Genomic DNA, 25,993 nt, shown 5'->3' with positions numbered 1-25,993 from the left:
GTCACCGGGGCCGGTCCTGTTCGGGGATGGGGAGTTCGGGGGCGTCGGGGAAGAACTTCCGGGACGAGGCGTACATGCCGTACCAGCCGGGTTCACGTCAGGCCCCGCCCACCCGGCTTCCCAGGTGTGCCGCGAGGTGGCTCAAGGTGGTCCATGCCGCGGTGTCGGTGCCGTCGCCGAGCGGGTAGTGGAGGGACGGGGCGTCGGGTGTGCCGAGCTGTGCCGGTCTGATCGCGAGCGGGGGGCGGCGGGCGTGGGTGAGACCTGCCTCGCGTACGTCCCGGGGTCCGAGTGTGAAGGCCACCGGTACGGGTGGGGGACCGAGGCGGGCGGGCAGGGTGAGGTCGGCGCGGGCCGCGCGGAGTGTGGTCAGCATGGTCGTCAGGCCGTGCGCGTCGACGAGTTCGGCGGCCAGCGGCTCGATCGCCTTCAGCGGGGCCTGCTCTCCCGCCGCGTAGCCGATCGCGAGCGTGACGTCCTCGGCCACGCCTGCCGCGGTGCGGGTGGTGCGGTGGGTGGCGATGGCCGGGCGGGCGGGGATGCCGATGGCGAGGGTGTGGGTGGGGGCCGGGGCGCGGTCGCGGGCCAGGGTGGTCAACTGGCGAGGCGACCAGGGGAGGTTGACGGGTTCGGCGGTGCCCCAGCCGGCGGGGTCGGTGCCGGTGAGGTGGCGCCAGGCGGTTTGCAGGGAGGTGCCGAGCAGCAGGTCCGCGTCGGGGGCGTGGAGCGTGCGGAACGCCACGGTCAGCTGGTGCTCGCCGGTGGGTGCGGCCGTTGCCGTGAAGGCGTCGGCGACCCTGCCGTCGCCGGCGGGGGCGAAGGTGCCGTTGCGCCAGACGAGTACGGCTCCGGACAGGCCGTCGTAGTAGCCGCCGGCCGGGTCCTGGACGACCCAGCGGTTGGGTGCCCCGCCCAGTGCCACGCGCAGGGGGAGGGTGAGGCGGACATGGGGCGGGGTGACGAGGTGCAGGGCCCGGTCGGCCGCCGTGGTGATGCGCAGGATGTCGGCCAGCCAGGTGGTGAGGCCCAGCACCGGGCGGTCGGCGAGGACGACCGCCGTGGAGTCGGTCAGGACGTCGACGACGGGCAGGGCCCCGGGCGAGGCGGCTATCGCCTCGTGGTCCTGCGCCGCGTCCACCACCGCCGTGCTGCCGGGCTCCCGGCGCGGCCACAGGGTGCCGCCGAGCAGCGTCGTCAGGCGCCCGCCGACCGACGCGGCCAGGGCCTCGGCCCCGGGGCCGGCGGTGGAGGCGCGTATCTCGGTCCACCAGTACGACGTCCCGGCCGGGCTGAGGTCGGGGCCGAGGAGCCGTTCGGCCTCGCCCGCCGTGTGGATGAGGAGCGGGGCCTCGATGGAGACCAGGGGACGGCCGTCCGCGGTGCACAGGTGGACGACCGCGTCGTCGTCGGTGGTGGTCAGGGTCAGGTCGGGGCCGCCCGCGTGCAGGGCCGCGAGGAGGGCCGCCGCGTCGGGTGCCTTCGGGGTGAGGGCGATGAAGTCCTGGGTCACCGCGGCGCCTCCTCGGCCGCGGGGTCGGCCGTGAGGGCGGTCTGCACGAGCTGGTGGCGGCGGCCTCGGCGGACCAGGGTGCCGCGCCCCGGCGGCTGGGCGGAGGCGTACAGGCCGGGCAGGAGCTGGCCCTCGCTGCGGTCGCCGGTCATCACGAGGGAGGCGGCGCCGGACTCGCGCAGGGCGGTGAGGAACGGCTCGTACAGCGCGCGGGAGGAGCCGGCGACGCGGCGGGCGACCACGAAGTGCAGGCCGATGTCCTGGGCCGAGGAGACATAGGGCAGGAACGGGTCCAAGGGCCGCTGGCCGGCGGTGGTGAGGATGTCGTGGTCGTCGACGAGGATCACGATGCGCGGGCCGGTGAAGGAGGGCTCCTCGCCGAGGGCGTCCGGGTCGGCCGTCTCGGGCAGGCGCTTGTCCAGCTCGGCCGCGATGCCGGTGGCCAGCGCGCCCGCGAGCTTGGCGTTGTGGGCGTAACCGCCGCGGTAGGGCTCGGGGATCACTCCGCGCAGACCGCGGCGCGGGTCGAAGATGCCGAAGACCAGCTCGTCCGCGCTGTGCCGGGCCACCAGGGAACGGGAGATGTGCGCCAGGAGGTTGGTCTTGCCGCACTCGTTGTCGCCCAGGACGAGCAGGTGCTGGTCGGCGCCGAACAGGTCGAGGAGGGCGGGGGCGAGGCCGTCCTGGTCGATGCCGATCGGCACCGTCCGGGGCTCCGCCTGGGGCGAGGGCAGCCGCTGCGCGGGGAGGCGGGTGGGCAACACCCGTACGGGCGGCGCCGGTTCACCGTGCCAGGTGGCGCGCAGGACGCGGGCGCCGTCGGCCAGGGCCGCTCCGAGATCCTCGGCGGTGGCCCGGGCGTCGACACGGGGCAGCGCCGCGTGGGCGAAGAGCTTGCCGGGCGTGAGGGCCCGGCCGGGGGTGTCGGCGGCGAGGGTCTCGGAGAGCCTGCGGTCGATGGTGGAGTCGGCCGGGTCGTTGAGGCGCAGCTCGACCCGGCTGCCGAACATGGACTGGGTGGCGATGCGGACGTCGTTCCAGCGGAGCATGCCGGCGACGAGGTGGATGCCGTAGCCGCCGCCGCGCTTGAGGAGGTCGGCCACGTCGTCGTCGAGGTGGGCGAACTCCTCGCGGAGAGCGCCGAATCCGTCGATGAGCAGGATCACGTCGGTGGCGCCGAGCCGCGGCAGCTCGCCCCGTGCGCGCAGGGCGCGGAGCTGGTCGACGGAGTCGATGCCCCGTTCGCGGAAGACCTCCTCGCGTGCGGTGAGCATCGCGCGGACCTCGGCGACGGTGCGGGCCGCGCGTTCGTGGTCGGCGCGGGTGGCGATGCCGCCGACGTGGGGGAGGTCGGCCAGGGCGGACAGGCCGCCGCCGGCCAGGTCGAGGCCGTAGAGGGCGACGTCGTGCGGGGTGTGGGTGAGGGCGAGGGACAGGGCGAGTGTGCGCAGCAGGGTGGTCTTGCCCGACTGGGGGCCGCCGATGACGGCGGTGTGCCCGCCGGCCGTGTCGAGATCGTGGATCCAGGGGCCCTGCCACTGCCGCGCCGGATCGTCCAGGACGCCGAGCGGCACCCGCAACGGGCCTTCCGCCACGCCGAGTCGCAGGCCGTCGGCCGTGGCGTGCACCGGGCCCGCGGCCTCGTCGAGCGAGAGCGCCCGCGGCAGGGGCGGCAGCCAGATGCGGCGCACCGGGTCGGCGGCCGTGGTGAGTTGGCCGACCGTGGTGGACAGCGCGGTCGGCCCGCTCTCGCGGACGGCCGGGGCCGCCTCGTCCGCGACGGCGGCCCCCGTGGTGGTGGGGGAGTTGTAGGCCGGGTAGGGCCAGGCGAGCGGCTCGTCGTCGGCCGGGCCGCCGTCCGGCGCGGGGCCGCGGTAAGCGCCGGAGACGTAACCCGCCTTGAACCGGGTGTAGGTGGAGGTGTCGACCTTGAGGTAGCCGAAGCCGGGCAGCGGCGGCAGGTGGAACGCGTCCGTGGTGTCCAGGACCGTACGGGACTCGTCGGCGGAGAAGGTGCGCAGCCCGAGCCGGTAGGACAGGTACGTCTCCAGGCCCTTGAGCCGGCCGCCCTCGATGCGCTGGCTGGACAGCAGCAGGTGCACGCCGATCGAGCGGCCGATCCGGCCGATGGACAGGAACAGGTCGATGAAGTCCGGCTTGGCGGTGATCAGTTCGCCGAACTCGTCGATGACGACGAAGAGGTGGGGGAGGGGTTCGAGGTCGGGGCGCTCGCCGTCGCGCAGGGCGCGGTAGTGGCCGATGTCGGCGATGTCGCCCGCGTCCTTGAGCACCTGCTGGCGGCGGGTGATCTCCCCGGCGAGCGAGGTGTGGACGCGTTCGACGAGTCCGGCCTGGTTCTCCAGGTTGGTGATGACCCCGGCGACGTGCGGCAGGGCGGTGAACGGCGCGAAGGTGGCGCCGCCCTTGTAGTCGACCAGCACCATCGCCAGGTCCTCCGGCGGGTGCGTGGTGACCAGGGCGAGGACGAGGGTGCGCAGCAGTTCGCTCTTGCCGGAGCCGGTCGCGCCGACGCACAGCCCGTGCGGGCCCATGCCGAACTCGGCGGACTCCTTCAGGTCGAGCAGCACCGGCCGGTGGCGGTCGTCCACACCGATCGGCACGCGCAGGAAGTCGCGCTCGCCGCGCGGCGCCCACAGGCGGGGCAGGTCGAGCGCGGCCAGGTCCTCGACGCCCAGGAGGTGGGGGAAGTCGACCGGGCCCGAGACGGGGCTGCCCTCGGTGGCGGACTCGGCGGACAGCCGCAGCGGCGCCAGTTCCCTGGCCAGCCCCTCGGCGCCGGCGAGCGGCACGTCGTCGGCGACGCCGTCGGTCCGTACGGCCTGCTCCCCGCGCAGGTCCTCCACGGTCACCCGGTCGCCGTCCACGGTGACGCGTACGGAGACGTGGTCGGGCTCCTGGATCCGCTCGGCCAGCAGGTGCAGCACGGTGACGCCCATGGCGTCCAGGGAGACGGCGGTGTCGGGGCGCGGCAGGTCGACGGCGTCGGCGCCGTACGCGTCGCTGACCACCAGGAGCCGGTCGGTGAGCCGCAGGGCCCGGTCGTCGGCGAGTCCGCGGCGGACCTCGGCGGCGTAGGAGGCGCGCCGCTTGAGGTCGGTGCCGATCACCTGGGCGAGCTGGGCGAGGTCGGGCGCGACGCGGCGCGCGGCCACCGGGCCGTCCTGCGCCTGCGGCTCCAGCACGTGGGGCAGCCACTTGGCCCACTCCCACGCCTCGATCCGGTCGCCGGGCACCGCGAGGGCGATCGCCACGTCGTCCGGGGCGTGCGTCACGGACGTCTGCACCAGCAGGGCGCGGGCGACGCGCAGCACCCCGTCGCGGTCGCCGACGACGCTGACGTTCCCGGCCCGGTCCAGCGGCACGGGCAGCGGATGGGCGGCGGCGGTCGCGAACCGGGCCTGGAGCGCACGGGCCTCGTTCAGCATGAACGGGTCGGGCGGGGTGAGCACGCCGGAAGTGGTGTTCTGCCCGACGGCCAGCTCCTGGACGGGAACGTCACCGACGCCTACGCGGACCTGGAGGAAGTCGGCGTCGGTGCGCCGCCGCTCCCACAGCCGGGCCGGATCGCGCAGGAGGTCGAACAGGGCGGCCGGGGCGGGGTGCAGGAGGCGGGCGGCTTGGCGGCGGGCGCGCTCCGTCTCGTTCAACTCCGCGCGTAGGGTCTCCAGATACTCCAGATAGCGCTCGCGCTGCACGCGCCGCTGGCGCTGGGCCTTGCCGCGCTGGGACAGGAACAGGGCGACCGCGCCGAGCAGCGCGATGACCAGGACCACGGCCCCGAGCCCGGCGAACTGGCTGGAGCGGATCACGGTCATCATCACCACCGAGCCGGCCACACCGGCCATCGGCAGCAGCGCGGTGGCGGGGCTGCCCGTCTTGCCCTCGGGCAGGTTCGGCGGCGGCTCGATGGTGCGGGCCTCGACCGGAGGCAGGGGGCGGGTGGTGCGGGCCGGGCGGTGGACGTGGCGTCGGGTCACCGGACGCGCACCGCCCGCGCCATGGCGGCGGCGGCCAGTTCGGTGGCCGCACGGCGGGTGCTCTCGCCGAGCCGGTCGGTGTGGATCGGGCCGCCGCCGGCCAGATGCCGGTCGTAGGGCAGCGGCACCACGGTGACGCCGGTCTCGCGCAGGTGCGCCATGGCCGCCTTCAGCTCCAGGATCGGGTCGTCGCTGGTCGTGGTGAGCGCCACGACCGTGGAGGCGAGCGCCGCGTGCGGGAGCCGGCCCAGCCAGTCGAGGACGGTGCGGGTCCCGCCGACGCCCTCGGCGGTCCGCGGGGCGACCACGACCCGGGCGTGGCAGGTGTCCATCGCCGTACGCGCCACCTCGCCGGGCAGCGACTCGCAGTCCACCACCGAGACCGCGAAGTAGCGGCGCAGGGCGAGCGTGACCTTGCGGTAGCCGGTGATGTCCAGCGGGGCGCTCAACCGCCCGTTGCCCGCGGGCAGCAGCCAGCCGCCGTCCGCGGTGGGCACCAGGTAGCCGGTGACGTCGGTCAGCCGCATCGACGGGGTGAGGATCCGCGCGAGGTCGGTGCACGACCAGCGCACCGACTGCGCGCCCAGGCGCACCGGCAGGGTCCCAAGCGCGGAGTCCGCCTCCAGCGCCAGCACCGGGTCGTGCCGGTAGTGGTTCAGGGTGCGGGCCAGCAGGGCCGCGGTGGTGGTCTTGCCGACCCCGCCGCGGATCGACGTCACCGCGATCACCCGGCCGGTGGTCACCGGCTGTTGCAGCGCCTGGGCGAGGCGGGTCTCCTCGGCGACGTCGTGCGCCGCGGAGGAGGCCAGCTTGCGGAGGGAGCGGGCGGTGCGGCGGGCCACCGAGTCGCCGTGCTGGGGGGCGCCGAGGGCCAGGGCGAGGCGGGGGTCGAGGGTGGGGGCGGATTCGGGGGTGGGCGCGGATTCGGGGGCTGGGGTAGGGGAGACGGCCGTACGGGAGACGTCCGTACGGGAAGGGGCCGTACTGGTGGAGCCCGTACGGGACGGGTCCGTACGCTGCTCAGCGGCCGAGGCGGCGGTGCGGGGCCTGCCCGGGTGCGGGCGCTCCTCGTCCGGCCGACGCACCGGCAGCGGTTGCCGAGGACCGGTCGGCGCCGCCTGCCTCTCCTCGTCCTCGGGCGCGTGCAGATCGCGCAGTACGTCGTCCTGCCAGCGGCCGGAACTCGTCATGACCCTCACCTCACGCGAAGGTGTCGAGCAGCCGCCCGTACACCCCGAACACCCCGAGCACCAGCGGGAACAGGGCGATCACCCCGACCGACTCCAGTACGTCACCGACCTTGCGCAGCCGGACCCGCACATGCTCGGCGGGCTCCACGGCCAGCACTCCCAGCGCGACCAGGGCCAGCAGCACCAGCACGCCCAGCGGCCCCGCCGCACCGCCGTGCTCCAGCCACAGCCAGGCCAGCCGCACCGTCACCGCGCCCGACGCGGCCAGCAGGGCCACGATCTCCACCGTCAGCGGGTAGGCGCGGGCCCGCAGCGCCAGTACGAGCGCGACGACCACGGCCGACCACACCGTCCACGTGGACACCGACCGCACCACCAGCACCCCGGCCACGGCGCCGGACAGGGCCATGACCGCGGTCGCGAGCGCCATGCCCCGGTGGGTCGCGGCCAGCGCGGTCGCCACCTGGAACCGGCTCACCGAGGCGCCCGCCGAACGCCGGTCGTCGAGACCGGACAGCCCCGAGCCCATCAGCGCGAGCCGCGGCAGCACTCCGAGCAGGACCACGGACACGACTGCGAGGAGCGCCCCCGTACGCGCGGAGTCCACCGGTGCGGTTCCGCCGGACTGCGTGGCGAGCGCGGCCTCCCAGCACACCCCGGCGCCGGTCAGCGCGACCGCCCCGACCAGCGCGCCGCGCCCCATCGGCGAGAGCCAGCCCAGCAGCGACAACGCCACCACCAGCACCCCGGCCACGGCCGCCAAGCGCACCGCGCCGGACCACTCCTGGGCGTCCGCGAGCGACCACGCCCCCTGCACGCCGACGACGGCACCCGAGACGATCAACGCCGCCGCGAGGCCCTTGTGCCCGCCCCGCCCCAGCAGCGCCCCCGCCACCGCGGCCAGCGCCCCGGCCACCAGCAGCGCGGCACCGGCCCCCTGCGCCTCGAACCCGGCCCGCGCCAGCACGGAGCAGGCCAGCGCCCACCCCACGCACGCGCCGGCCGCCACGACCCGCCGCGCCCGCGCGTCCCAGCGCCAGGCCCGTACGTTCGGGTCGTCGGCCGCCTCGTCGCTCACGTCGTGCACGACCGGAGCGGACGGCGCGTCCTCGACGCGCACCAGCCGCAGCACCGCGCCGTCGGGCACGCCGGCGGACTCGAGCGTCGCGTCCGGCTCCAGCACACTGCCGTCGGCGGTCACCAGGTGACGGCTCTGCGGTCGCTCACCCACCCGGTCCCCGAGCAGCCGCATCACCTCGGGAAGCAGCAGGCCCACCAGCTCCCGGGACGGCAACACCAGGTCCACCCGCCGCCGTTCACCGACCAGGGTCACCCGGGTCAGCGCCGTGGCGGCACGGCTCACAGTCTCCTGGGATATCACGCGCTCGAACTTATCATCGGGTCGAATCCGCGCTCGGTGACGATACGGAAGGCGTCGACGCGGGCACCGATGTCCCGTACCCGGTCTTCCCGATCACCCGATGCGAAATGAACGACCACCCCACGCACCCGGCACACAGGACGGCCGCGATCACCACCCCGGCGAATGCCTTCCCCAACCGCTCGTCCACCGTGCGCCGCTGACGCCGCGCCCCGAACAACACGGCATCCCGCAGCCGCCGCCGACGCACCGCCACCGACTCCAGAAGCTGACTGTCGTAATCCTGGGCCGCCATCAGGTCTTCTTTCGACGCGATCGGATTGGAGGAGAAGGCGAGGGAGACTTACTCGAAGACGTGACCCATAGCCTCGAACTCGCCCACCCACTCGCGGTCGAGGAGGCGCCTCGAACCCCCTCTGGCCTGTCGAGCCCTGGATCTCCCCAACTGGAGGTCATTGCGCGGATTTCGTGCCCTGAAGTCTGGCGAAAATCGTGTCGATGTGGTGCGCCGCCTCGATTTCGGAGATCTCGGTGTGGTCCACGTCGTTGTGTCCCAGCTCGTACAGGCGCAGATATTCGGTCGGCTCCCAGCGGAGGTTACGCGTAAAAGCTTCATCGTATGAAGTGTCGTCGCGACCGACGAGGCGACGGCGCAGAATACCCGACGGGCGCTCGCGTGGGTATCCTTCCCGAATCTTTGCGAAGTAGGTGATGCGGCCTTCGGCGCCAGAGTCCAATGCGTCCAAAGTGGCGCCTGAAGTAACGTTGAAGGGCTCGGCTCCAAGAGATGCCTCGGCATCCCACACAGGAAGGCTTACGCCATTGAGATCAATCAACTGCTCCACCGAGAAACCGCCCCCGCGCTCATACATACGCAGGAGTGGGGCGTAAGGATCCGGGAGCTCGGGCAGGTCGACGCACCCCAGGTCACGCAGGGCCGCGAGATGGACTGCGCCACGCAGAGTGCGCTTCACGGAGCCGGGATTCACCATTGAGTCAAGCAGCGACTCAATGGCCTCACGAATCTCGGCATCAAAAGGGGCGGCTGAATCGATGCTTTCGGTGATGTCGAAGAAAGGCCACCTGTCGGGTACGCCGTACAGGCGAGTCCACTGAGCGGCGCGGCGGAGATACTCGCGCATCAACAGCGCGCGTGACCGCGAGTGATCAAACGCTGCGCCCCAGTCGTCCCAGTCGATGGCGCGGATGCGGTCGAGCACTGTAAGCGCTGAGTCTTCGGTCACTTGAGTTCTATGCCCTTCGCGCGCAACTCCTGGAACGCAGCTTTCACCACGTCATGGATGTTTGACAAGTTATCAGCCAGCGGCACGGAGGGCGGAGTCAGCCCCCAACCTCTTGACCAGTGAAGGAACCCGCCTCGGGTGGCGTTCGGAGCGAGTTCGTGTGCGCCCGCATCACGTAGATCACGGGGGAAGTCGCGCTGGTACCCCGTGGGAACGCCGTTGTCGATGGTGGGTGAGTACAAGTGGTCATGGGCATGGGCATATGGAAGGCCAGCCTTCATGAACTGACTCTCCATGTACTCATGAGCCATGAGGTGGCTGAACTCCCGGAGCTCGGCTTCCGACAACGTGCCGTTGCGCGCACCGACCCACAAATCGGCAACGTCATCGCGAGGCTCGAAGAGACCGCGACCTACCTTGCCAGGGCCAAGGGGAACATCGTGCTGGGCGCGAAAGAGATGCGACTTGACCTCGCGCAGGACGGGCTCGCCGATGCCGGTGTTCCGACTGACTTCCGGGAGGTCGACCCTGTTAGGCGTGGCTCGGATTTGCTCATACATTCGGCCCGCATACTCTGAGGGTTCAGTAACCCATTGAGCACCGCCGGCGTGCGGCCCGGCACCACTGTTCGGTGGGCCGGCGTGGTCGGCTGCGTCATCGAGTAGGTCAGGAGCATGCGCGTGAGGGCTCAGGTGAACCTCGCTCGCGCCGTGCGGGACCGGAAACTTACCGAAGAGGTCGTGCTGTTCGGCTCTTATGGTCTTGAGGTTCTCTGCAGAAACGCCGGGAAGGCGCTCTTTTTCATAGAGAATGTGGCCGTCCATCTTGGCCGTGAAGCTTTCCGGTGTATGGAACTGCACTTCAAAGATTCGGCCGCTGGCCGGATCCCGCCAAGTGGAATTGATTCCCTTGTAGCCGTTGGACTCCCAGGTGTTCTTGAACGTGACGTTCTCGAACCCGCGTGCTTGGAGCGTGTCAACAGCCTGTTGAACCCCGCGCGTGTATCCGCTGCTCGGTATTTCCACTGTGTATCGTACAGAGTCTTTGACTCCGGTCAGTGCGTCCTCAGCTCGCAAATCAAAATCGTCGAGCAACTCCGTCGCCAATTTGCGCTTGAGCGATTCCTCGCCCTTGAGTCGGTACTCGAGGCCGATCAGGCGTCCGTCGTCGACGCGATGTGTGATCTGCTGCAGCGTGTCCGTGATGCGCGGCTCGGCCGCCGCTGACTCCCGGAGGAAACCCTCCGCGGCGTGGTTCGCCTCCGGAGACAGGTGCAGTCCGCCCTCGCCTGTCCAGGAGCCGTCCGGAAGATTACCCCGCGGTCTCTCTGGATAGCTGCCGGAGGGGGGCAGTTCATGGCTGCCGGTGGGAGGCATACCGCCGTCTTCGCCCGTGGATCCGGCGCCAGGGTGATCCGTGGGGTGCCCAGCCGCGGTGGCAGCATCGTGGCCTGCGGCGTCAGCGCCGGGGAGGCCTCCCTCCTGACCGGTCGCATGGCCCTGTGCAGGAGCCTCGTGGCCGGCGGGGGGCTCATGTGTGAGACCGCCCGGCGTGTCCCCCGGCAGGTGCGTTGCCACGCCTCTGGGTGTATGGCCAGCGCCACCCACCAATTGAGGCGCGTGCCCAGGATTCTGGGCCGCGTCGATCCGTGCCCGGTCCGCCGCCGAGACCTCGCCGGGTGCCTGGTCGGCGTGTTGGTGGAGGGTGCCGTCGGGGTTGAGGAGGTGGCCTTCGTCGGTGAGGTAGACGACCTTGCCGGTGGCGTTGTCGAGGTAGGGGATCGCCGTGTCCGGGATGGCCGGGGAGCGGGTGGCGTCGGCCTGGCGGAGGAGGTCCAGGGTGGCGCCCGTTCTGAGGTTCTTCAGGGTGGTGAAGGTGTCGCCGATCTTGAGGTAGGCGAGTTTGCCGGCCTTGCCGACATACGTCATCGGGTCGACGATCCTGCCGACCTTGCCCGCCACCGACAGGGTGCGCGCGACCGCGCCGGCCTTGCCCGCGCCGGAGGCGGCGCTGCCGGTACCGCCGGTGAAGATGGCGGTGACCGCGTTGAAGGTGACCTGGCCGGCCGCGCGGGAGGGGTTGGTCTTCCAGGTGTCCCAGGCGACCAGGGCCTTGCCGGTCTCCTTCATCGTGGTGCGCGACTCGCGCAGCCAGGAGGGCAGCTTGTCCTCGGGCATCTGCCAGTAGACGTCGCCGACGACGGGGATCGCGCTGATGGCCAGGCCGGTGCCGAGCTGGGCCAGGTGCTTCCACGCCTGCCCGGCCGCGTCCCAGCCGTCGGTGCCGACCAGGGTGCCCAGCCCTTTGACGGTGCCCCATACGCCGTCGACGATGAAGCCGTCCCAGACGTAGGACTTGATCTGGTGCCCCAGCCAGGCCAGGCCCTCGTACTCGCGCTCGGCCGACGAGCCCCACGGGGTCTCCTCGGCGTGGTCGAGGTCGTCGGCCTTGAAGCCGTACATGTTCGTGCCGTGGCTGCCGTCGTCGGTGGTCAGCGCGGTGCCGCCGATCAACGCCATGATCTTGTTGTAGGCGGTGCGCTCCGCGCTCTGGAACGCGGCGACGGTGTGGTTGACGTCGTGCCACAAGTCGTTGTTGTGATCGACCTTGTCCTGGTCGGTGCGCCAGTCGTCGTCACCGGCAACGGAGTCGACGAACGCGGTCGCGTCCGCCTTCAGGGTCTCCAGCCTCGTCACCAGCGGCTGCACCTCGGTGCTGTAGTCCGACAGCGCGGTGGAGACCTTCTCCAGGTCCCCGGCGAACGCGTCCGACTTGGTCTGCACCGGCAGCGTCGTGGCGAACAACTGCTCCGCCTCCGGAGCCTCGTAGCACGCGGACAGGCCCTGGAACTCGGTGTGCACGTCCGAGCCCGCCGTGCGGAACTCACCCGCGTGCGTGGTCAGGTTGGCGGCGTCGGTGTCCAGCGTGGCCAGATCGCCGATGAAGTGCGGAATGCCCGACGGATCGATCAGCTTCTCGCCCACCGCTACCGCCCCCGCGCGTCCTGGCCGGCCCCGTCCGCGCCCGGCATGTCGATCTTCGGCTCCTTCGACGCCTCCGCCTGCGCGTTGGCCGCCTGCTCACGCGAGCCCTGCACATACGCCGTCGTCGCGTCGGCCGCCCCGTTCAGCGACTTCTCCGTGCGCCGGGCGATGTAGACCAGGTCCTTCGACCAGTGCTGCGCGAACTGCGCCAGCGCCGAGCCGACCAGCCCCGCCGTACTGCTGTAAGGGCCGTACTGGCTGGTCAGCGTGCCCGCGGCCGAGGACGCGGACTCCAGGTCCTTCTGCATCGCCCCGCCGGCCTTCGACATGCCCTGCGCAGCTGTCCCCGACTTCGACAGCACCCCCGACACCCCGGCCGCATCGATGTCCCACCCCGTCACACCACACCCCACATCCCCGTACCGGCCGGTGTGTCAGCCGATGTTGTCGACGGCCGCCTTCGCCCGGGCCAGCGTGGCCTGCGCCGTGTGGTCGTTCTTCTCCAGCGTCGTGCGCACCAGCTGGATGATGTTGCGCACCTCGTTCGCGGCGTGGTTCCAGCGGACTTCCTTGCCGTGGTACTCGTCCGAGACCCCGTCGGCCTGATAGTCCGCCATCGCCGTCTTCACCGCCCGGTCGCGCTCGCCCAGCACACTCTCCAGCCGGCCGATGATCCCCTGCAGCCCGCCCTGCACCTCACCCGAGGCACCCGTGTCGTACGAACGCCGGTCCTGCGTCGCCATGATGATCAAACCCCCGGTCGATGGTCAGCCGCTGAAACGTGCCGCGTCGAAGTTCGCGACACCCATGTTCTGCCGCGCGTTGTCGGACTGCTCCTGGTCACCCGTCCCGAACGCCGTGTCCATACCCGACTGACCGCCCAGGATCGAGGTCAGCGAACCGTTCAACGCCGCGGTGATCTCATCCGCGTGCAACTTGAACGAGTCGAACATCGCTTTCCCCTCACCGTTGAACTTCCCCTCCAACGGCTCCGCGGCGGCGATCAACTGCTGGATCAGCGTCCCCAGATCCTCACTCGACCCGCCAGTGGCCTTGGTCAGCGACGCCAGCGTCGTCGACCCCATGTCGAACTTCATCGCTCCCCCATCACCACGCGCCCCACAATTCCTCGAACATCCTCTCCCATACCCCGTTGCACCGGCAACGCGCTGTGGAAACAGGGGCAAGGATCAGGCCAATCGAGGGGTTGAGGGAGGGGCTCGGGCGGCGTTGGAGTGCCGGATTCCCGGCTCCGCCGCGCGGTGCGCCGCAGCGGCAGGAGTGTTTGAAAATGCAACGGGTCGGTGCGGGATGCCTCGGTCGCAGGTGTGCGGGGGTGTCATGCGTACCGGACTCGGCGCGCGCCCGGCCCGGGCGAGGCCACAAGGGAGGCGGCCGGGGGCCGGGAGGGGGGCTCTGGCCGGCCATGTGCCGCGGCGCCCCCGGCAGGACTCGAACCTGCGGCCAAGCGCTTAGAAGGCGCCTGCTCTATCCACTGAGCTACGGGGGCCTGGGTGTGACGGTGCCGGGGACAAGGATAGGGCTCCCGCCCCCGTGCCCCTGTTGGCTCGCCGCTGCCTCGCCTCCGTGGCTCGATGTGGAGGTTCGGTGAAGCGGTCCTGATAATCGCAGGCAGGTACGAATCGTGCAGCGCTTTTGGCCTCTGGCGCACCGGGTGTTGTGCACTCGTTATGCCTGCGCCGCGCAGACATGCCCATATGCTTCAGAATGCCCCCGAAATTGGGCATTCTTCCCATGTGGTGACCTTGGACGTACGGCCTCAGCTGCTCGACGCACTCTCCGCGCTGCGCGACCGCGTCGCGGCCGCACGCTTCCCCCTGCCGCTGCCGGGAGCCCCGCGCGCGCGTGCCAACCGTGACGAGCTGCTCGCCCAGCTCGACGACTACCTGGTGCCCCGGCTGCGCGATCCCGAGGCGCCGCTGCTCACCGTCGTGGGCGGCTCCACCGGCGCCGGCAAGTCCACCTTGGTGAACTCCCTGGTGGGGCGGCGGATCAGCGAGGCGGGTGTGCTGCGGCCCACCACCCGGACGCCGGTGCTGGTGTGCCACCCGGAGGACCATCACTGGTTCAGCGGCATGCGGGTGCTGCCCGACCTCACGCGCGTGTGGGTGCCCCACCAGGAGCCCGGCGACGATCTGCTGCTGCCCGGCGAGGACCCCGCGCGTGTGCTGCGCCTGGAGACCGCCGACAGCCTCCCGCCCGGACTCGCCCTCCTGGACGCGCCCGACATCGACGCCCTCATCGCCGACAACCGCAAACTGGCCGCCGAGCTGATCTGCGCCGCCGACATCTGGATCATGGTCACCACCGCCGCCCGCTACGCCGACGCCGTCCCGTGGCACCTGCTGCGCACCGCCAAGGAGTACGACGCCACGCTGGTCACCGTCCTCGACCGGGTGCCCCACCAGGTGGTGTCCGAGGTGTCCCGGCAGTACGCGGCCCTGCTCACCAAGGCAGGCCTCGGCGAGGTCCCCCGGTTCACCGTGCCCGAGCTGCCCGAGTCCGCCTGGGGCGGCGGGCTGCTGCCGGCCAGCGCCGTGGCGCCGCTGCGCTCCTGGCTCGTGCACCGCGCCGAGGACCTCGGCGCCCGGCACGACGCCATGGCCCGCACGGCGTACGGGATCCTCGACTCCCTGAAGTCCCGCATGCCCGAGCTGGCCGGCGCCACCGCCGCTCAGTACGCCGCGGCGCTGCGCCTGACGGCCGCCGTCGAGGGCGCCTACGACGGGGAGCACGCACGCGTGAGCGGGCGCCTCGACGCGGGCGCGGTGCTCGCCGGCGACGCGCTCAAGCGGTGGCGGGCCTTCCCTCTCGACTGCACCCCGGACGAACTGCTCGACTCGCTGGTGGAGAGCCTGAGCGCGCTGCTGCTGTGCTCGGTCACCGCCGCCGACGAGCGCGTCCATGAGGCGTGGCGGCGCGAACCGGCGGCCGCGCTGCCGGAGCTGACGGCACGTGGCGGACACGCCGGAAACACCGAGAGTGCCGGAAACACCGAGAGCGCCGGGAGCACTGAAAGCGCCGAGCACCGCATCGGCATGGCCGTGCGGCGGTGGCGGCGCGAGCTGGAGGAGTACGCCGAGGAGGAGGTCCGCGAGCTGGACCGGAGCCTGGCGCCCGACCCCCAGGTGGTCGCGGCCCTCGTCGCCACGGTGCTGCTCGGTGGCCGGCGGGCGCGCAGCGCGGGGGAGGGGCTCGCCGAGCGGATCGGGGCCCGCGGCGCGCTGCGGCTGCGCGAACGGGGCGGGCGGCTGCTCACCGCGCACGTGGACCGGGTGCTCGACGCCGAACGCGAGCGCCGGCTCGCACCGCTGGACGGGCTGGACGTCCAGCCCGAACCGCAGGCGGAGCTGATCGCCGCGCTGTCCGTACTACAGAAGGAGAGGTGACCGGTGACCGCCGTCACGGACCAGGACCCCGCCGAAGGGGCGAGCCCCCAGCGGGCGGGTGTGGACGACGCCGGTGGCACGGAGGCGGCGGCCGTCGAGCGCGCCGGCTCCGGGCCGGAGGGGCCGCCGGAGGAGGCGGCGGGGATGCGCAAGGGCATCAAGAGCCTCAGGGACCTCAAGGGTGCCAAGGAGGTGTCCCGGGAGGGTCGGGTACGGGCCAGGGACGCCGACGAACCGCCCCCCGGCGTCCAGGAGGCGGAGGACCCCTGGGGCGACGGGCTGATCGCGCGGCGGGTGGACGAGACCGCCGGGTCCGAGCACCGTGCCGAGCGGTACGCCGTCGCGACGGGCCGGCCCGCCAACCCCGCGGCGGCCCTGATGCCGCTGGCCTACGACGGCCCGCTCCGGGCCCGACTGGACGCGCTGCGCGAGCTGGTCGGCCTCTCCCGCACCCGCTTGGACGGCGGGACGCTGGCCGAGGCAGGCCGGGTCCTGGACGAGGCCGCCGCCCGGCGCAGGCTCTCCGGGCAGCACACCGTCGTCGCGATCGCGGGGGCGACCGGCAGCGGTAAGTCGCAGCTGTTCAACACGCTGGCCGGGGTGACCATCTCCGAGACGGGCGTCCGCCGGCCGACCACCGCGGCGCCCATCGCGTGCAGCTGGAGCGACGGCGCGGCCAGCCTCCTGGACCGGCTCGGCATCCCGGGCCGGCTCCGGCGGCGCCCCGTCCAGCCCCCCGACTCCGACTCGGAGCTGCGCGGGCTCGTCCTGATCGACCTGCCCGACCACGACTCGGCGGCCGTGCAGCACCGCGAGCAGGTGGACCGCATCCTGGCGCTCGTGGACGCCGTCATCTGGGTGGTCGACCCGGAGAAGTACGCCGACGCCGTCCTGCACGAGCGCTACCTGCGGCCGATGGCCGGCCACGCGGAGGTCACCTTCGTCGTCCTCAACCAGGTCGACCGGCTGCCCGGCGAGGCCGCCGAGCAGGTCCTGGACGACCTGCGGCGGCTCCTGGACGAGGACGGCATCGCGCTCGGCGAGTACGGCGAGCCGGGCGCGACGGTCCTCGCGCTGTCCGCGCTGAGCGGGGACGGAGTCGGCGAACTGCGCGAGTGTCTCGGCCAGTTCGTCGCCGAACGGCAGGCGCCGGCCCGCCGGATCGCGGCCGACGTGGACGCCGCCGCCTGGCGGCTGCGGTCGGTGTACGTCACCGGGCGGCGCACCGGGCTCAGCGAGGAGGCGCGCGAGGAGTTCGCCGACCGGCTCGCCGACGCGGTGGGTGCGGTCGCGGCGGGCGAGGCGGCCGAACGCGCCTGGCTGCGCAACGCCAACCGGGCCTGCGGCACGCCCTGGCTGCGGCTGTGGCGCTGGTACCACGAGCGGCGTGAGCCGAGCACCGGCCGGCTGCCCGCGCGCGGCCAGGCCGACGAGGAGGCGACGGCACGCCAGCGGGTGGAGCAGGCGGTGCGCACGGTGTCCGACCGGGCCTCGGCCGGGTTGCCGGCGCCGTGGGCGCAGGCGATGCGGGAGGCCGCCCTGCGCGGCGCGGCGGGGCTGCCGGAGGCGCTGGACGAGCTGGCCGAGCGGACCGGGGTGGAGCCCGGGCGTCCGCCGCGCCCGGGGTGGTGGCCGGTGGCGGTCCTCGCGCAGGCGGCGATGACGCTGCTCCAGATCGTCGGCGGGCTGTGGCTGCTCGGCCAGATCATCGGTTTCCTGCCGCCCGACCTGGGCGTGCCGGTGCTGCTGATGCTGTCGGGCATCGTCGGCGGCCCGCTCATCGAGTGGGGCTGCCGGATGGCGGCGCGGGGGCCGGCCCGGCGGTACGGGCAGGAGGCGGAACGCGGACTGCGGGAGGCGGCGGCGGGGTGCGGACGGGCCCGGGTCCTTGATCCGCTGGCGGCGGAGCTGTTGCGGTACCGGGAGGTGCGGGAGCAGTACGGGCGGGTCACGGGGGTGGGGGTGCGGTAGGACCGGGCGGGCGCGCTCGTCACTCGTGTGGGTGGCGGGGATATCCACAGGCCGGGGGGCGGTCCACAGGGCCCAGCGGGCTCGGCCGGATCACGGCACTCTGGCTGTGCGGCGGGCGATCACGGTCGCCGCACAGCCGTACGGGACCGACCCGTACGCGGGAGGGACAGGGGACCCGTGATGAACGAGACGATGATCTGCGCCGTCGGCAACGTGGCCACGCAGCCGGTCTTCCGGGAGCTGGCGAACGGCGCGTCGGCGCGCTTCCGGCTGGCGGCCACCGCGCGCTACTGGGACCGCGAGAAGAACACCTGGACGGACGGGCACACCAGCTTCTTCACGGTGTGGGCCAACCGCCAGCTCGCCCGGAACGCGGCGGCCTCGCTCGCGGTCGGCGAACCGGTGATCGTGCAGGGCCGGTTGAAGGTGCGCACGGACGTGCGCGAGGGACAGAGCTGGACGTCGGCGGACATCGACGCGGTCGCCATCGGACACGATCTGTCCCGGGGCACTGCGGCGTTCCGCCGCGTCAACAGGGCGGATACGGCAGGGGAATCGGCGTCACCACCGCAGCCGGAGCCCGACTGGGAGACCCCGGCGTCCGAGGCCGCGGAGCCGGCGCCGGTGGCCTGAACGGGGGCCGGTTGAGGCCGATTTGTCGATAAGCCCAGCTCACAGCCGCGTCCGGCGATAACGATTCCGATTCGGATCACCGTTCGGACCACCCTCACCGGGAAGCCCGGCGGGACACATCCTTAGGATGCCGAACGAGCCTTGTGGGGCTGCTGATGGCTGTTGAGGGCCTTCCGATAGCTGCTGATGGGGAGTTTGGTCTTGTCGACGCTCGCTGTGCCGTCCCTTCCCGGCCGGAAGGCGGTACGTCTCGCCGCCGGGGCGCTGGCCTCCGCCCTGCTGGCCGCCGGTGTGCTGGCCGGCGCCGGGCCGGCCGCCGCCGAGGGATCGGCACCGGGCCACGGCGGCGCGACGGCGACGATAGGCGGCCTCAAGACGTACGGCGCCGCGGTCATACACGACAAGGCCGGTGACAGGTCCGGCGACAAGTCGGGCGACCAGAAGGTGTCGGCCGGCCTGTTCGAGATGTCCGTCGAGGGCGGCGGCACGCTCCAGACGTACTGCGTCGACATCCAGAACCCCACGCAGAAGGATGCCAAGTACCACGAGACGCCGTGGAGCGGGACCTCGCTCGGCGCCAACAAGGACGCCGGCCGCATCCGCTGGATCCTCCAGAACTCCTACCCCCAGGTCAACGATCTGGCCGCGCTCGCGAAGAAGGCGGGCGTACGGGGCGGACTCACCGAGCGGGAGGCCGCGGCCGGCACCCAGGTGGCCATCTGGCGCTACTCCGACGGCGCGGACGTCGAGGCCGTCGGCGCGCGCGCCGAGCGCCTCGCGGACTACCTGGAGAAGCACGCCCGCGACCTGCCCGAGCCGACCCCGTCCCTGACCCTCGACCCGCCCGCGGTCTCGGGCCGCGCAGGTGGCCGCCTCGGTCCGGTCACCGTCCGCACCAACGCCCGCGGCGCGACGGTGGCGCCGCCGGCGGACGCCGCGAGCGGGGTGCGGGTCGTCGACGCCAAGGGCAAGCCGGTCACGTCGGTCACCTCCGGCGCCCGGCTCTTCCTCGACGTACCGGCCGGGGCGACGGCCGGCGCCGCCGAGCTGTCCGTCCAGGCGTCGACCACCGTGCCCGTCGGCCGCGCCTTCGCCTCCGACAGCCGCAGCCAGACCCAGATCCTGGCCGGCTCCAGCGAGTCGACGGTCGCGGCGGCGACCCACGCGACGTGGGCGGCCGGCGGCCCGATACCGGCACTGTCGGCGACGGAGGACTGCGCGAAGTCCGGCCTGGACGTGAAGGCGACGAACAAGGGCGACCGCCCCTTCACCTTCGACCTCCTCTCCATTACCTACACCGTCGCCCCGGGTGCCACCCGCACCGTCACCGTCCCCCTCCCCGAGGACCAGCCCTACGACTTCACCCTGCACGGCCCCACCGGCCTGGAACAGCGCTTCACCGGCGTCCTGGACTGCCGCACCCAGGCGAACACCCCGCCCGACGAGCCCGTCCACACCCTCGGCGGCCCGCCGCAGAAGGCGGTCATCGACACCACCCCCGCCCCCGACCTCGCCGAGACCGGCACCCCCGACGTCACCCCGTGGATAGGCGGCTCGGCCATCGCCCTGGTGGCGATGGGCGGCACGATCCTGATCGTCCTCCGCCGGCGGACGGACCCGCACGGAAGCTGACCCCTACGCCGCTCCCTCCACGGCCCGGGCCACGGCTTCCGGCGTCTATGACCCGCGCGGCCAGCGCCCCGAAAAAGAGGAGGTGGGCGGTGGGGTGCAGCCCCGTGGTGTCGTACGGGCCTTTGCTCCGGAACTTGCCACCGACGGTGACCCTCATCCCCAGCATGATCCGCCCCCACGGAATCAGCTCACCTCCCGATCCGGGCGCGCACTGCGACAGCCCGTCCTTCCGGAACTCCACCCAGTGCCCGCCTTTACCGGCGTCCCCCACCACCCATCGACCGCCGGACAGCTCCAACGGCCTCCTGGAGGTCCTTGGTCGGGCCCGGGGTGGGCGGTGGCGACCCCGAGGTGGTCCATGGCGCCGATCTCGTCGTCGACCTAGACGAAGGGCCAGGTCAGGCGGTCCGGGGGCGACGCGTTTCCGCGCAGGGGTGGCGGTGCGGCAAGATGGGGTGTATCTGACCACTGCCTGATTTCAAGCTGCCGGACGGTTTCTCTTGGCTGAGTTCATTTACACCATGCGCAAGGCGCGCAAGGCGCACGGCGACAAGGTGATCCTCGATGACGTCACCCTGAACTTCCTGCCCGGCGCGAAGATCGGTGTGGTCGGCCCGAACGGGGCCGGCAAGTCCACCGTGCTGAAGATCATGGCGGGCCTGGAGCAGCCGTCGAACGGGGACGCGTACCTGTCGCCGGGCTACACCGTCGGGATCCTGCTGCAGGAGCCGCCGCTCAGCGAGGACAAGACGGTCCTGGAGAACGTCCAGGAGGGTGTCGCCGAGGTCAAGGGCAAGCTGGACCGGTTCAACGAGATCGCCGAGCTGATGGCGACCGACTACTCCGACGCGCTCCTCGAGGAGATGGGCAAGCTCCAGGAGGACCTGGACCACTCCAACGCGTGGGACCTCGACGCGCAGCTGGAGCAGGCCATGGACGCGCTCGGGTGCCCGCCCGGGGACTGGCCGGTCAGCAACCTCTCCGGTGGTGAGAAGCGCCGCGTCGCGCTCTGCAAGCTGCTGCTCGAGGCCCCCGACCTGCTGCTGCTCGACGAGCCCACCAACCACCTGGACGCCGAGTCGGTGAACTGGCTGGAGCAGCACCTCGCCAAGTACGAGGGCACCGTCGTCGCGGTCACCCACGACCGGTACTTCCTGGACAACGTGGCCGGCTGGATCTGCGAGGTCGACCGCGGCCGGCTGCACGGCTACGAGGGCAACTACTCCAAGTACCTGGAGACCAAGGCCGCCCGCCTCAAGGTCGAGGGCGCCAAGGACGCCAAGCGGCAGAAGCGCCTCAAGGACGAGCTGGAGTGGGTCCGCTCCAACGCCAAGGGCCGCCAGGCCAAGTCCAAGGCCCGCCTCGCCCGGTACGAGGAGATGGCCGCCGAGGCCGACAAGATGCGGAAGCTGGACTTCGAGGAGATCCAGATCCCGCCGGGCCCCCGCCTGGGCAACGTCGTCGTCGAGGTCAGCAAGCTCAGCAAGGCGTTCGGCGAGAAGGTGCTGATCGAGGATCTCTCGTTCACGCTGCCGCGGAACGGGATCGTCGGCATCATCGGGCCCAACGGCGCCGGCAAGACCACCCTCTTCAAGATGATCCAGGGACTCGAGAAGCCGGACTCCGGCGACATCAAGGTCGGCGACACCGTCAAGATCTCCTACGTCGACCAGACCCGCGCCAACATCGACCCCAAGAAGACGCTGTGGGCCGTCGTCTCGGACGAGCTGGACTACATCAACGTCGGCCAGGTCGAGATGCCGAGCCGGGCCTACGTGTCCGCGTTCGGCTTCAAGGGCCCGGACCAGCAGAAGCCGGCCGGCGTGCTCTCCGGCGGTGAGCGCAACCGGCTGAACCTCGCCCTCACCCTCAAGCAGGGCGGCAACCTGCTGCTCCTCGACGAGCCCACCAACGACCTCGACGTCGAGACCCTCAGCAGCCTGGAGAACGCCCTCCTCGAGTTCCCCGGCTGCGCCGTGGTCGTCTCCCACGACCGGTGGTTCCTCGACAGGGTCGCCACCCACATCCTCGCCTACGAGGGCGACTCCAAGTGGTTCTGGTTCGAGGGCAACTTCGAGTCGTACGAGAAGAACAAGATCGAGCGGCTCGGCCCGGACGCCGCGCGCCCGCACCGCGCCTCCCACAAGAAGCTGACCCGGGGCTGATCTTGCGGCACCTCTACCGCTGCCCGCTGCGCTGGGCGGACATGGACGCGTACGGCCACGTCAACAACGTGGTCTTCCTCCGCTACCTGGAGGAGGCCCGTATCGACTTCCTGTTCCGCCCGGACAAGGAGTTCCAGCAGGGGTCGGTGGTGGCGCGCCACGAGATCGACTACAAGCGGCAGCTCGTCCACCGGCACACGCCCGTGGACATCGAGCTGTGGGTCACCGAGATCCGCGCCGCCTCCTTCACCCTCACCTACGAGGTGAAGGACGGCGAGCAGGTCTACGTGCGCGCCTCGACGGTGATCGTGCCGTTCGACTTCGCGGCGCAGCGGCCCCGCCGGATCACCGCGGAGGAGCGGGAGTTCCTCCAGGAGTACACGGACGTCCCCGGTGAGCCCGCGGGCTCCGCGGAGAAGGCCGTCGCCGCATGACGGTGCTCCACCTGGCCGACGAGGGGGAGGCCGCCGACCTGGCGGCCTTCCTCTCCCGGCTGCTGCACTACGACCGTTCCGCGGCGGTGCGGCTCCAGGCGGCCGGCACCGCGCTCGCCGTCTTCGGCCGGCCGCCGTCCTTCGAGGTCCTCGCGGTCCGCGCGGTGCGGCTGGCCAAACCGTACGAGGACGGCCTCGACGCCACCCTGGACGCGACCGTGTCCGCGGGTGAGCTGCTCGAGTCGGTGGACGAACGGGCCGCCACCGCCGGCGTCCCCGGCGCGGTGACCGGGCCCCCGTGGGCCGGGGTGCTGCCCCCGCGCGGCGGCTGGCGGCCCGAGCCGGGTCTGCCCGCGCCGGACGCCCTGCACGCCCTTGTCGCGGCGGCCGTGGCCGAGTTCCGGGCCCGGACCGGGGAGCTGGCGCCCGAGGAGCGCACCCGTGCCGTGCTGGACCGGATCGGCCGGGACATCTGGTCCCGGACGGTCGGGGAGACCGGGCTGCCGGTGCGCGCCGTGCACGCCGCGCAGTCGCTCGGCTTCCTGCGGCCGGCCGCCGCCGGAAGCCCCGCCGAGGGCCGGCCCCGCCTGGTGTCCAGCGGCACCTGGCTGCGGCTGCGCACGCCGTACGGCTCCGTCGCGCTGCGGCGCGCGGGCGCCGCCGGCGGGCTCGGCCTCAGCGTCCGCTGAGCCCCGTCAAACGGAGCGCCCGCCCGCCCCCGGCCGGTCGCCGGGGCTCACCCCTGGGTGTTGATCATGGAGGCGGCGGCGTACGTCAGATACCGCCACAGCGTCTCCTCGTGCTCCGCGGACAGGCCCAGCTCGTCCACGGCGACCCGCATGTGCTTCAGCCACGCGTCGTGCGCGGCCCGGTCGACGGCGAAGGGCGCGTGGCGCATCCGCAGCCGGGGGTGGCCGCGGTTGTCGCTGTACGTCGTCGGGCCGCCCCAGTACTGCATGAGGAACAGCGCGAAGCGCTCCTCGGCCGGGCCGAGGTCCTCCTCGGGGTACATCGGCCGCAGGACCGGGTCCTCGGCCACCCCCTGGTAGAAGCGGTGGACGAGCCGGCGGAAGGTCTCCTCCCCGCCGACCTGCTCGTAGAAGGTCTGCTCCTGAAGCGTGCCGCGCCGGATCTCATTCACGCCCTCCATGCTCTCAGACCGCCGCGCGTGCTCATCGGGCCTCACCGCTCGGGGCCCCCGCGGCCAGGGCCGCGACGAAGTCCTCCACCGGGGTCGGCGGCCCGTCCCGGCGGTGCCGGGTCGCGGCGTACACCCGGCGGAGCGGCGGCTCGGTCAGCGGACGGACGGCCAGGTCGGGGCGGAGCGCCGGGACGAGCAGCCGGGGGGCCAGCGCCACGCCGTGGCCGGCCGCGACGAACGCCTGCTTGCCGAGCCAGCTCCCGCACTCGATGTCGATCCGCGGGGTGAAGCCCGCCCGGGCGCAGGCCAGGGCGAGCACGGAGGCGGCGCCCGCGTGGTCCTCCACCCAGCTCTCCCCGCTCAGCTCGGCCAGCGCCAGCCGGTCCCGGGCGGCCAGCGGGTGCGCCGCAGGCAGCACGCACACCAACGGGTCGTCCAGCAGGTGGGTGAGGGCGAGGTCGGCGCGGGCGGGGATGCCGGGCGGGTAGTCGGTGACGACGGCGGCGTCCAGCTCCCCGTCGAGGAGCTGGGGGAGCAGCGCGGCGGTGAGGCCCTCGGCGAAGGTGACGCGCGCGTGCGGTGCTCCGTCCCGGAAGAGGCCGAGGGCGCGGGGCACCAGGGTCGCGGCGGCGCTGGGGACCGCCCCGACCCGCAGCCGGAGCACCGGGCCGTCCGTCGCGGCGGCCACGTCCCGCTCGGCCTGCTCCGCGCGCCGCAGGATCACCGCGGCGTGCCCGAGCAGGGTCTCGCCGGCCGGGGTGAGCCGGACCCCGCGGGCGTGCCGCTCAAGCAGCGGCGCCCCGAACCGGGCCTCCAGCGCGGCGATCTGCCGGGAGACCGCGGACTGGGTGTAGCCGAGCACCTGGGCGGCGGCGCTGATCGAGCCCTGACGGTGCACCTCGCGGAAGGAGCGCAGGGCGGTGACGTCCATGGCGGTCAGCCTACGTCGCCGATATGCGCTGACCGCATGGCAGCTCTGCGATGTATGCGCTGGTGGTCTGGGTGCCGCGCGGTCAGCATGGCGGCATGAACGCCACCCACCTCACCCTCCACACCGCCCCGGACGGGGTCGCCCCCGGCACCGGCTACACGCACGTCGTCACCGGCGCCGGCCGGCTGGTCGCCGTCTCCGGCCAGGTCGCTCTGGACGCGGACGGCGACCTCGTCGGGGCCGGTGACCCCGCCGCGCAGGCCCGGCAGGTCTTCGAGAACCTGCGCCGCTGCCTGGCCGCCGCCGGAGCCGCCTTCACCGACGTCGTCAAGCTCACCTACTACGTCACCGACACCGCCCACCTCCCCGCGATCCGGGCCGCGCGCGACGCCCGCGTGGACGTCACCCGCCCGCCCGCCAGCACCGCCGTGCAGGTGGCCGCGCTCTTCCGGCCCGACCTGCTCCTGGAGGTCGAGGCGTGGGCGCTGGTCGGCGGGGAGGCGCGATGAGGGTGGCGGTGTGCGGCCTGGGCCGGATGGGCGCCGCCTTCGCGGCGGCGCTGGCGGCGCGGGGGCACGCGGTGACGGCGTGGAACCGGACACCCCGGGAGGCCCGGGGCGACCTGACCGGCGTCCGGCTGGCCGGCAACCCCGCCGAGGCCGCGCGGGACGCCGAGGCGGTCGTCGTCGCGGTCTTCGACGGCCCGGCCGCCGCGTCGGTGCTGCTCGGTCCGGACGGGATCGCCGCCGGGGCCGCCCCCGGCACGCTGGTCGTCAACGCGACCACCCTCGCCCCGGAGGAGTCGCGCGTCCTCGCGGCGGAGGCGGTCGCCGCCGGGCTGCGGTACCTGGAGGCGCCGGTACTCGGCTCGGTGCCGGCCGTCCGGGCGGGCACGCTGCGGGTGCTGACCGGCGGCGCCGAGCAGGACGCGCGGGAGGCCGAACCCGTCCTGCGGGCCTGGACGCACGCCGGCAGCCGCCGCCACACGGGGCCGGTCGGCAGCGCCACCGCCCTCAAGCTGGTCGCCAACCTCGGCCTCGGGCTCGCGGTGGCCGCGCTGCACGACTCGGTCCGCCTCGGTGAGGCACTCGGACTGGCCCGCGCGGACGTGCTGGACGCGCTGGAGGGCGGGGCGTTCGGGGGCCTGGTCGCCCGCAAGCGGTCGCGGCTGAGGGAGGACGCCTACGGCGAGGCGGACTTCACCGTCGCCGCCCTGGCGAAGGACCTGGCGCTGGCCACGGCCGCGTACTCCTCGGCCCTCGGGGACGCGGCCACCGGGCTCCTCACCCGGGCCGCCCGCACCGACGGCTCCCTGGACGTCGCCGCGCTGGGCCGCAGCGGTTGAGGCGGGGGACCGGGGCCGTACCGT

At 72.8% G+C, this 25,993-nt stretch carries 21 protein-coding genes and 1 tRNA gene; 9 read left to right on the top strand and 13 right to left on the bottom strand.

The genetic code is table 11. From position 1 onward, the window contains the following. Positions 1–97: 97 nt before the first annotated feature. From ACGFZL_RS02755 to ACGFZL_RS02705, 11 genes are all read right to left on the bottom strand, one after another. Complete coding sequence (locus tag ACGFZL_RS02755) at positions 98–1,510, bottom strand: DUF6177 family protein (RefSeq protein WP_393688557.1); 1,413 nt, start codon at positions 1,508–1,510, stop codon at positions 98–100. Beyond that, complete coding sequence (gene eccCa / locus ACGFZL_RS02750; protein ID WP_393688555.1) at positions 1,507–5,508, bottom strand: type VII secretion protein EccCa; 4,002 nt, start codon at positions 5,506–5,508, stop codon at positions 1,507–1,509. The genes ACGFZL_RS02755 and eccCa overlap by 4 nt, the downstream gene beginning before the upstream one ends. Then, positions 5,505–6,698, bottom strand: a complete 1,194-nt coding sequence (locus ACGFZL_RS02745) for a type VII secretion protein (RefSeq protein WP_393688553.1) — start codon at positions 6,696–6,698, stop codon at positions 5,505–5,507. Before ACGFZL_RS02745 ends, eccCa begins: the two co-directional genes overlap by 4 nt. A 10-nt stretch (positions 6,699–6,708) precedes the next feature. Then, entirely contained in the window at positions 6,709–8,061 is a 1,353-nt protein-coding gene (gene eccD, locus ACGFZL_RS02740; RefSeq protein ID WP_393688551.1) for a type VII secretion integral membrane protein EccD, read from the bottom strand. Between the two features lie 31 nt (positions 8,062–8,092). Further along, positions 8,093–8,374 (bottom strand): hypothetical protein, encoded by a 282-nt coding sequence (locus tag ACGFZL_RS02735; RefSeq protein WP_393688549.1) that lies wholly within the window; start codon positions 8,372–8,374, stop codon positions 8,093–8,095. A 157-nt stretch (positions 8,375–8,531) separates the two neighbouring features. Then, positions 8,532–9,323, bottom strand: coding sequence for a hypothetical protein (locus ACGFZL_RS02730; RefSeq protein ID WP_393688547.1), 792 nt, complete (start codon positions 9,321–9,323; stop codon positions 8,532–8,534). Beyond that, positions 9,320–12,307 (bottom strand): hypothetical protein, encoded by a 2,988-nt coding sequence (locus ACGFZL_RS02725; protein WP_393688545.1) that lies wholly within the window; start codon positions 12,305–12,307, stop codon positions 9,320–9,322. Before ACGFZL_RS02725 ends, ACGFZL_RS02730 begins: the two co-directional genes overlap by 4 nt. Before the next feature lie 2 nt (positions 12,308–12,309). Beyond that, positions 12,310–12,708 carry a DUF6507 family protein gene (locus tag ACGFZL_RS02720; protein WP_355165836.1) on the bottom strand — a complete coding sequence of 133 codons (399 nt, stop codon included), beginning with the start codon at positions 12,706–12,708 and terminating at the stop codon, positions 12,310–12,312. Between the two features lie 33 nt (positions 12,709–12,741). Continuing rightward, on the bottom strand, positions 12,742–13,050 hold the full coding sequence (locus ACGFZL_RS02715) for a pore-forming ESAT-6 family protein (protein WP_355165838.1): 309 nt from the start codon (positions 13,048–13,050) through the stop codon (positions 12,742–12,744). 24 nt (positions 13,051–13,074) lie between these two features. Beyond that, entirely contained in the window at positions 13,075–13,404 is a 330-nt protein-coding gene (locus ACGFZL_RS02710) for a hypothetical protein (protein ID WP_393688542.1), read from the bottom strand. A gap of 340 nt (positions 13,405–13,744) precedes the next feature. After that, positions 13,745–13,817 (bottom strand) — tRNA-Arg (locus ACGFZL_RS02705). A 247-nt stretch (positions 13,818–14,064) separates the two neighbouring features. Between ACGFZL_RS02705 and ACGFZL_RS02700 the strand changes: the two genes are divergently transcribed. The 7 genes from ACGFZL_RS02700 to ACGFZL_RS02670 all read left to right on the top strand — a co-directional run bounded on the left by ACGFZL_RS02700 (position 14,065) and on the right by ACGFZL_RS02670 (position 23,241). Then, a complete protein-coding gene (locus ACGFZL_RS02700; RefSeq protein WP_393688540.1) occupies positions 14,065–15,717 on the top strand; it encodes a dynamin family protein in 1,653 nt (550 codons plus the stop codon). 3 nt (positions 15,718–15,720) lie between these two features. Further along, positions 15,721–17,688: a GTPase gene (locus ACGFZL_RS02695; RefSeq protein WP_393688537.1), complete on the top strand. Its 1,968-nt coding sequence runs from the start codon at positions 15,721–15,723 to the stop codon at positions 17,686–17,688. Positions 17,689–17,868: 180 nt separating this feature from the next. After that, complete coding sequence (locus ACGFZL_RS02690) at positions 17,869–18,321, top strand: single-stranded DNA-binding protein (protein WP_393688535.1); 453 nt, start codon at positions 17,869–17,871, stop codon at positions 18,319–18,321. Positions 18,322–18,507: 186 nt separating this feature from the next. Continuing rightward, a complete protein-coding gene (locus ACGFZL_RS02685; protein WP_393688533.1) occupies positions 18,508–19,953 on the top strand; it encodes a TQXA domain-containing protein in 1,446 nt (481 codons plus the stop codon). A gap of 500 nt (positions 19,954–20,453) precedes the next feature. After that, positions 20,454–22,118 carry an energy-dependent translational throttle protein EttA gene (ettA, locus tag ACGFZL_RS02680; protein ID WP_355165880.1) on the top strand — a complete coding sequence of 555 codons (1,665 nt, stop codon included), beginning with the start codon at positions 20,454–20,456 and terminating at the stop codon, positions 22,116–22,118. 2 nt (positions 22,119–22,120) lie between these two features. Then, the gene (locus ACGFZL_RS02675) at positions 22,121–22,552 is read left to right on the top strand and encodes an acyl-CoA thioesterase (RefSeq protein ID WP_393688531.1); all 432 of its coding nucleotides are present in this window, start codon (positions 22,121–22,123) and stop codon (positions 22,550–22,552) included. Then, positions 22,549–23,241, top strand: a complete 693-nt coding sequence (locus ACGFZL_RS02670; protein ID WP_393688529.1) for a hypothetical protein — start codon at positions 22,549–22,551, stop codon at positions 23,239–23,241. Before ACGFZL_RS02675 ends, ACGFZL_RS02670 begins: the two co-directional genes overlap by 4 nt. Positions 23,242–23,288: 47 nt before the next feature. Here the strand turns inward: ACGFZL_RS02670 and ACGFZL_RS02665 are convergent, their stop codons facing one another. Next, positions 23,289–23,702 carry a globin gene (locus tag ACGFZL_RS02665; protein ID WP_393688527.1) on the bottom strand — a complete coding sequence of 138 codons (414 nt, stop codon included), beginning with the start codon at positions 23,700–23,702 and terminating at the stop codon, positions 23,289–23,291. Between the two features lie 22 nt (positions 23,703–23,724). Then, positions 23,725–24,624 carry a LysR family transcriptional regulator gene (locus ACGFZL_RS02660; RefSeq protein ID WP_393688525.1) on the bottom strand — a complete coding sequence of 300 codons (900 nt, stop codon included), beginning with the start codon at positions 24,622–24,624 and terminating at the stop codon, positions 23,725–23,727. 95 nt (positions 24,625–24,719) lie between these two features. On the opposite strand from ACGFZL_RS02660, the gene ACGFZL_RS02655 reads away from it, so the two are divergent. Together ACGFZL_RS02655 and ACGFZL_RS02650 are read left to right on the top strand one after the other, a co-directional pair. Continuing rightward, positions 24,720–25,133, top strand: coding sequence for a RidA family protein (locus ACGFZL_RS02655; protein ID WP_393688523.1), 414 nt, complete (start codon positions 24,720–24,722; stop codon positions 25,131–25,133). Beyond that, positions 25,130–25,969, top strand: coding sequence for an NAD(P)-dependent oxidoreductase (locus tag ACGFZL_RS02650; RefSeq protein WP_393688521.1), 840 nt, complete (start codon positions 25,130–25,132; stop codon positions 25,967–25,969). The genes ACGFZL_RS02655 and ACGFZL_RS02650 overlap by 4 nt, the downstream gene beginning before the upstream one ends. The last annotated feature ends 24 nt before the right edge of the window (positions 25,970–25,993 follow it).

Origin of the sequence: Streptomyces sp. NPDC048182 (assembly GCF_043202555.1) — a bacterium.
GTDB lineage: Bacteria > Actinomycetota > Actinomycetes > Streptomycetales > Streptomycetaceae > Streptomyces.
This window is presented reverse-complemented; position numbering and strand designations above follow the sequence as displayed.

Bases quoted from the DNA above. Each gene is read 5' to 3' on its own strand.
- ACGFZL_RS02665 (WP_393688527.1), bottom strand. From the start codon at position 23,702: ATGGAGGGCGTGAATGAGATCCGGCGCGGCACGCTTCAGGAGCAGACC.
- ACGFZL_RS02690 (WP_393688535.1), top strand. From the start codon at position 17,869: ATGAACGAGACGATGATCTGCGCCGTCGGCAACGTGGCCACGCAGCCG.
- ACGFZL_RS02655 (WP_393688523.1), top strand. From the start codon at position 24,720: ATGAACGCCACCCACCTCACCCTCCACACCGCCCCGGACGGGGTCGCC.
- ACGFZL_RS02670 (WP_393688529.1), top strand. From the start codon at position 22,549: ATGACGGTGCTCCACCTGGCCGACGAGGGGGAGGCCGCCGACCTGGCG.
- ACGFZL_RS02710 (WP_393688542.1), bottom strand. From the start codon at position 13,404: ATGAAGTTCGACATGGGGTCGACGACGCTGGCGTCGCTGACCAAGGCC.
- ACGFZL_RS02660 (WP_393688525.1), bottom strand. From the start codon at position 24,624: ATGGACGTCACCGCCCTGCGCTCCTTCCGCGAGGTGCACCGTCAGGGC.
- ACGFZL_RS02650 (WP_393688521.1), top strand. From the start codon at position 25,130: ATGAGGGTGGCGGTGTGCGGCCTGGGCCGGATGGGCGCCGCCTTCGCG.
- ACGFZL_RS02685 (WP_393688533.1), top strand. From the start codon at position 18,508: ATGGGGAGTTTGGTCTTGTCGACGCTCGCTGTGCCGTCCCTTCCCGGC.
- ACGFZL_RS02715 (WP_355165838.1), bottom strand. From the start codon at position 13,050: ATGGCGACGCAGGACCGGCGTTCGTACGACACGGGTGCCTCGGGTGAG.
- ACGFZL_RS02735 (WP_393688549.1), bottom strand. From the start codon at position 8,374: ATGGCGGCCCAGGATTACGACAGTCAGCTTCTGGAGTCGGTGGCGGTG.
- ACGFZL_RS02745 (WP_393688553.1), bottom strand. From the start codon at position 6,698: ATGACGAGTTCCGGCCGCTGGCAGGACGACGTACTGCGCGATCTGCAC.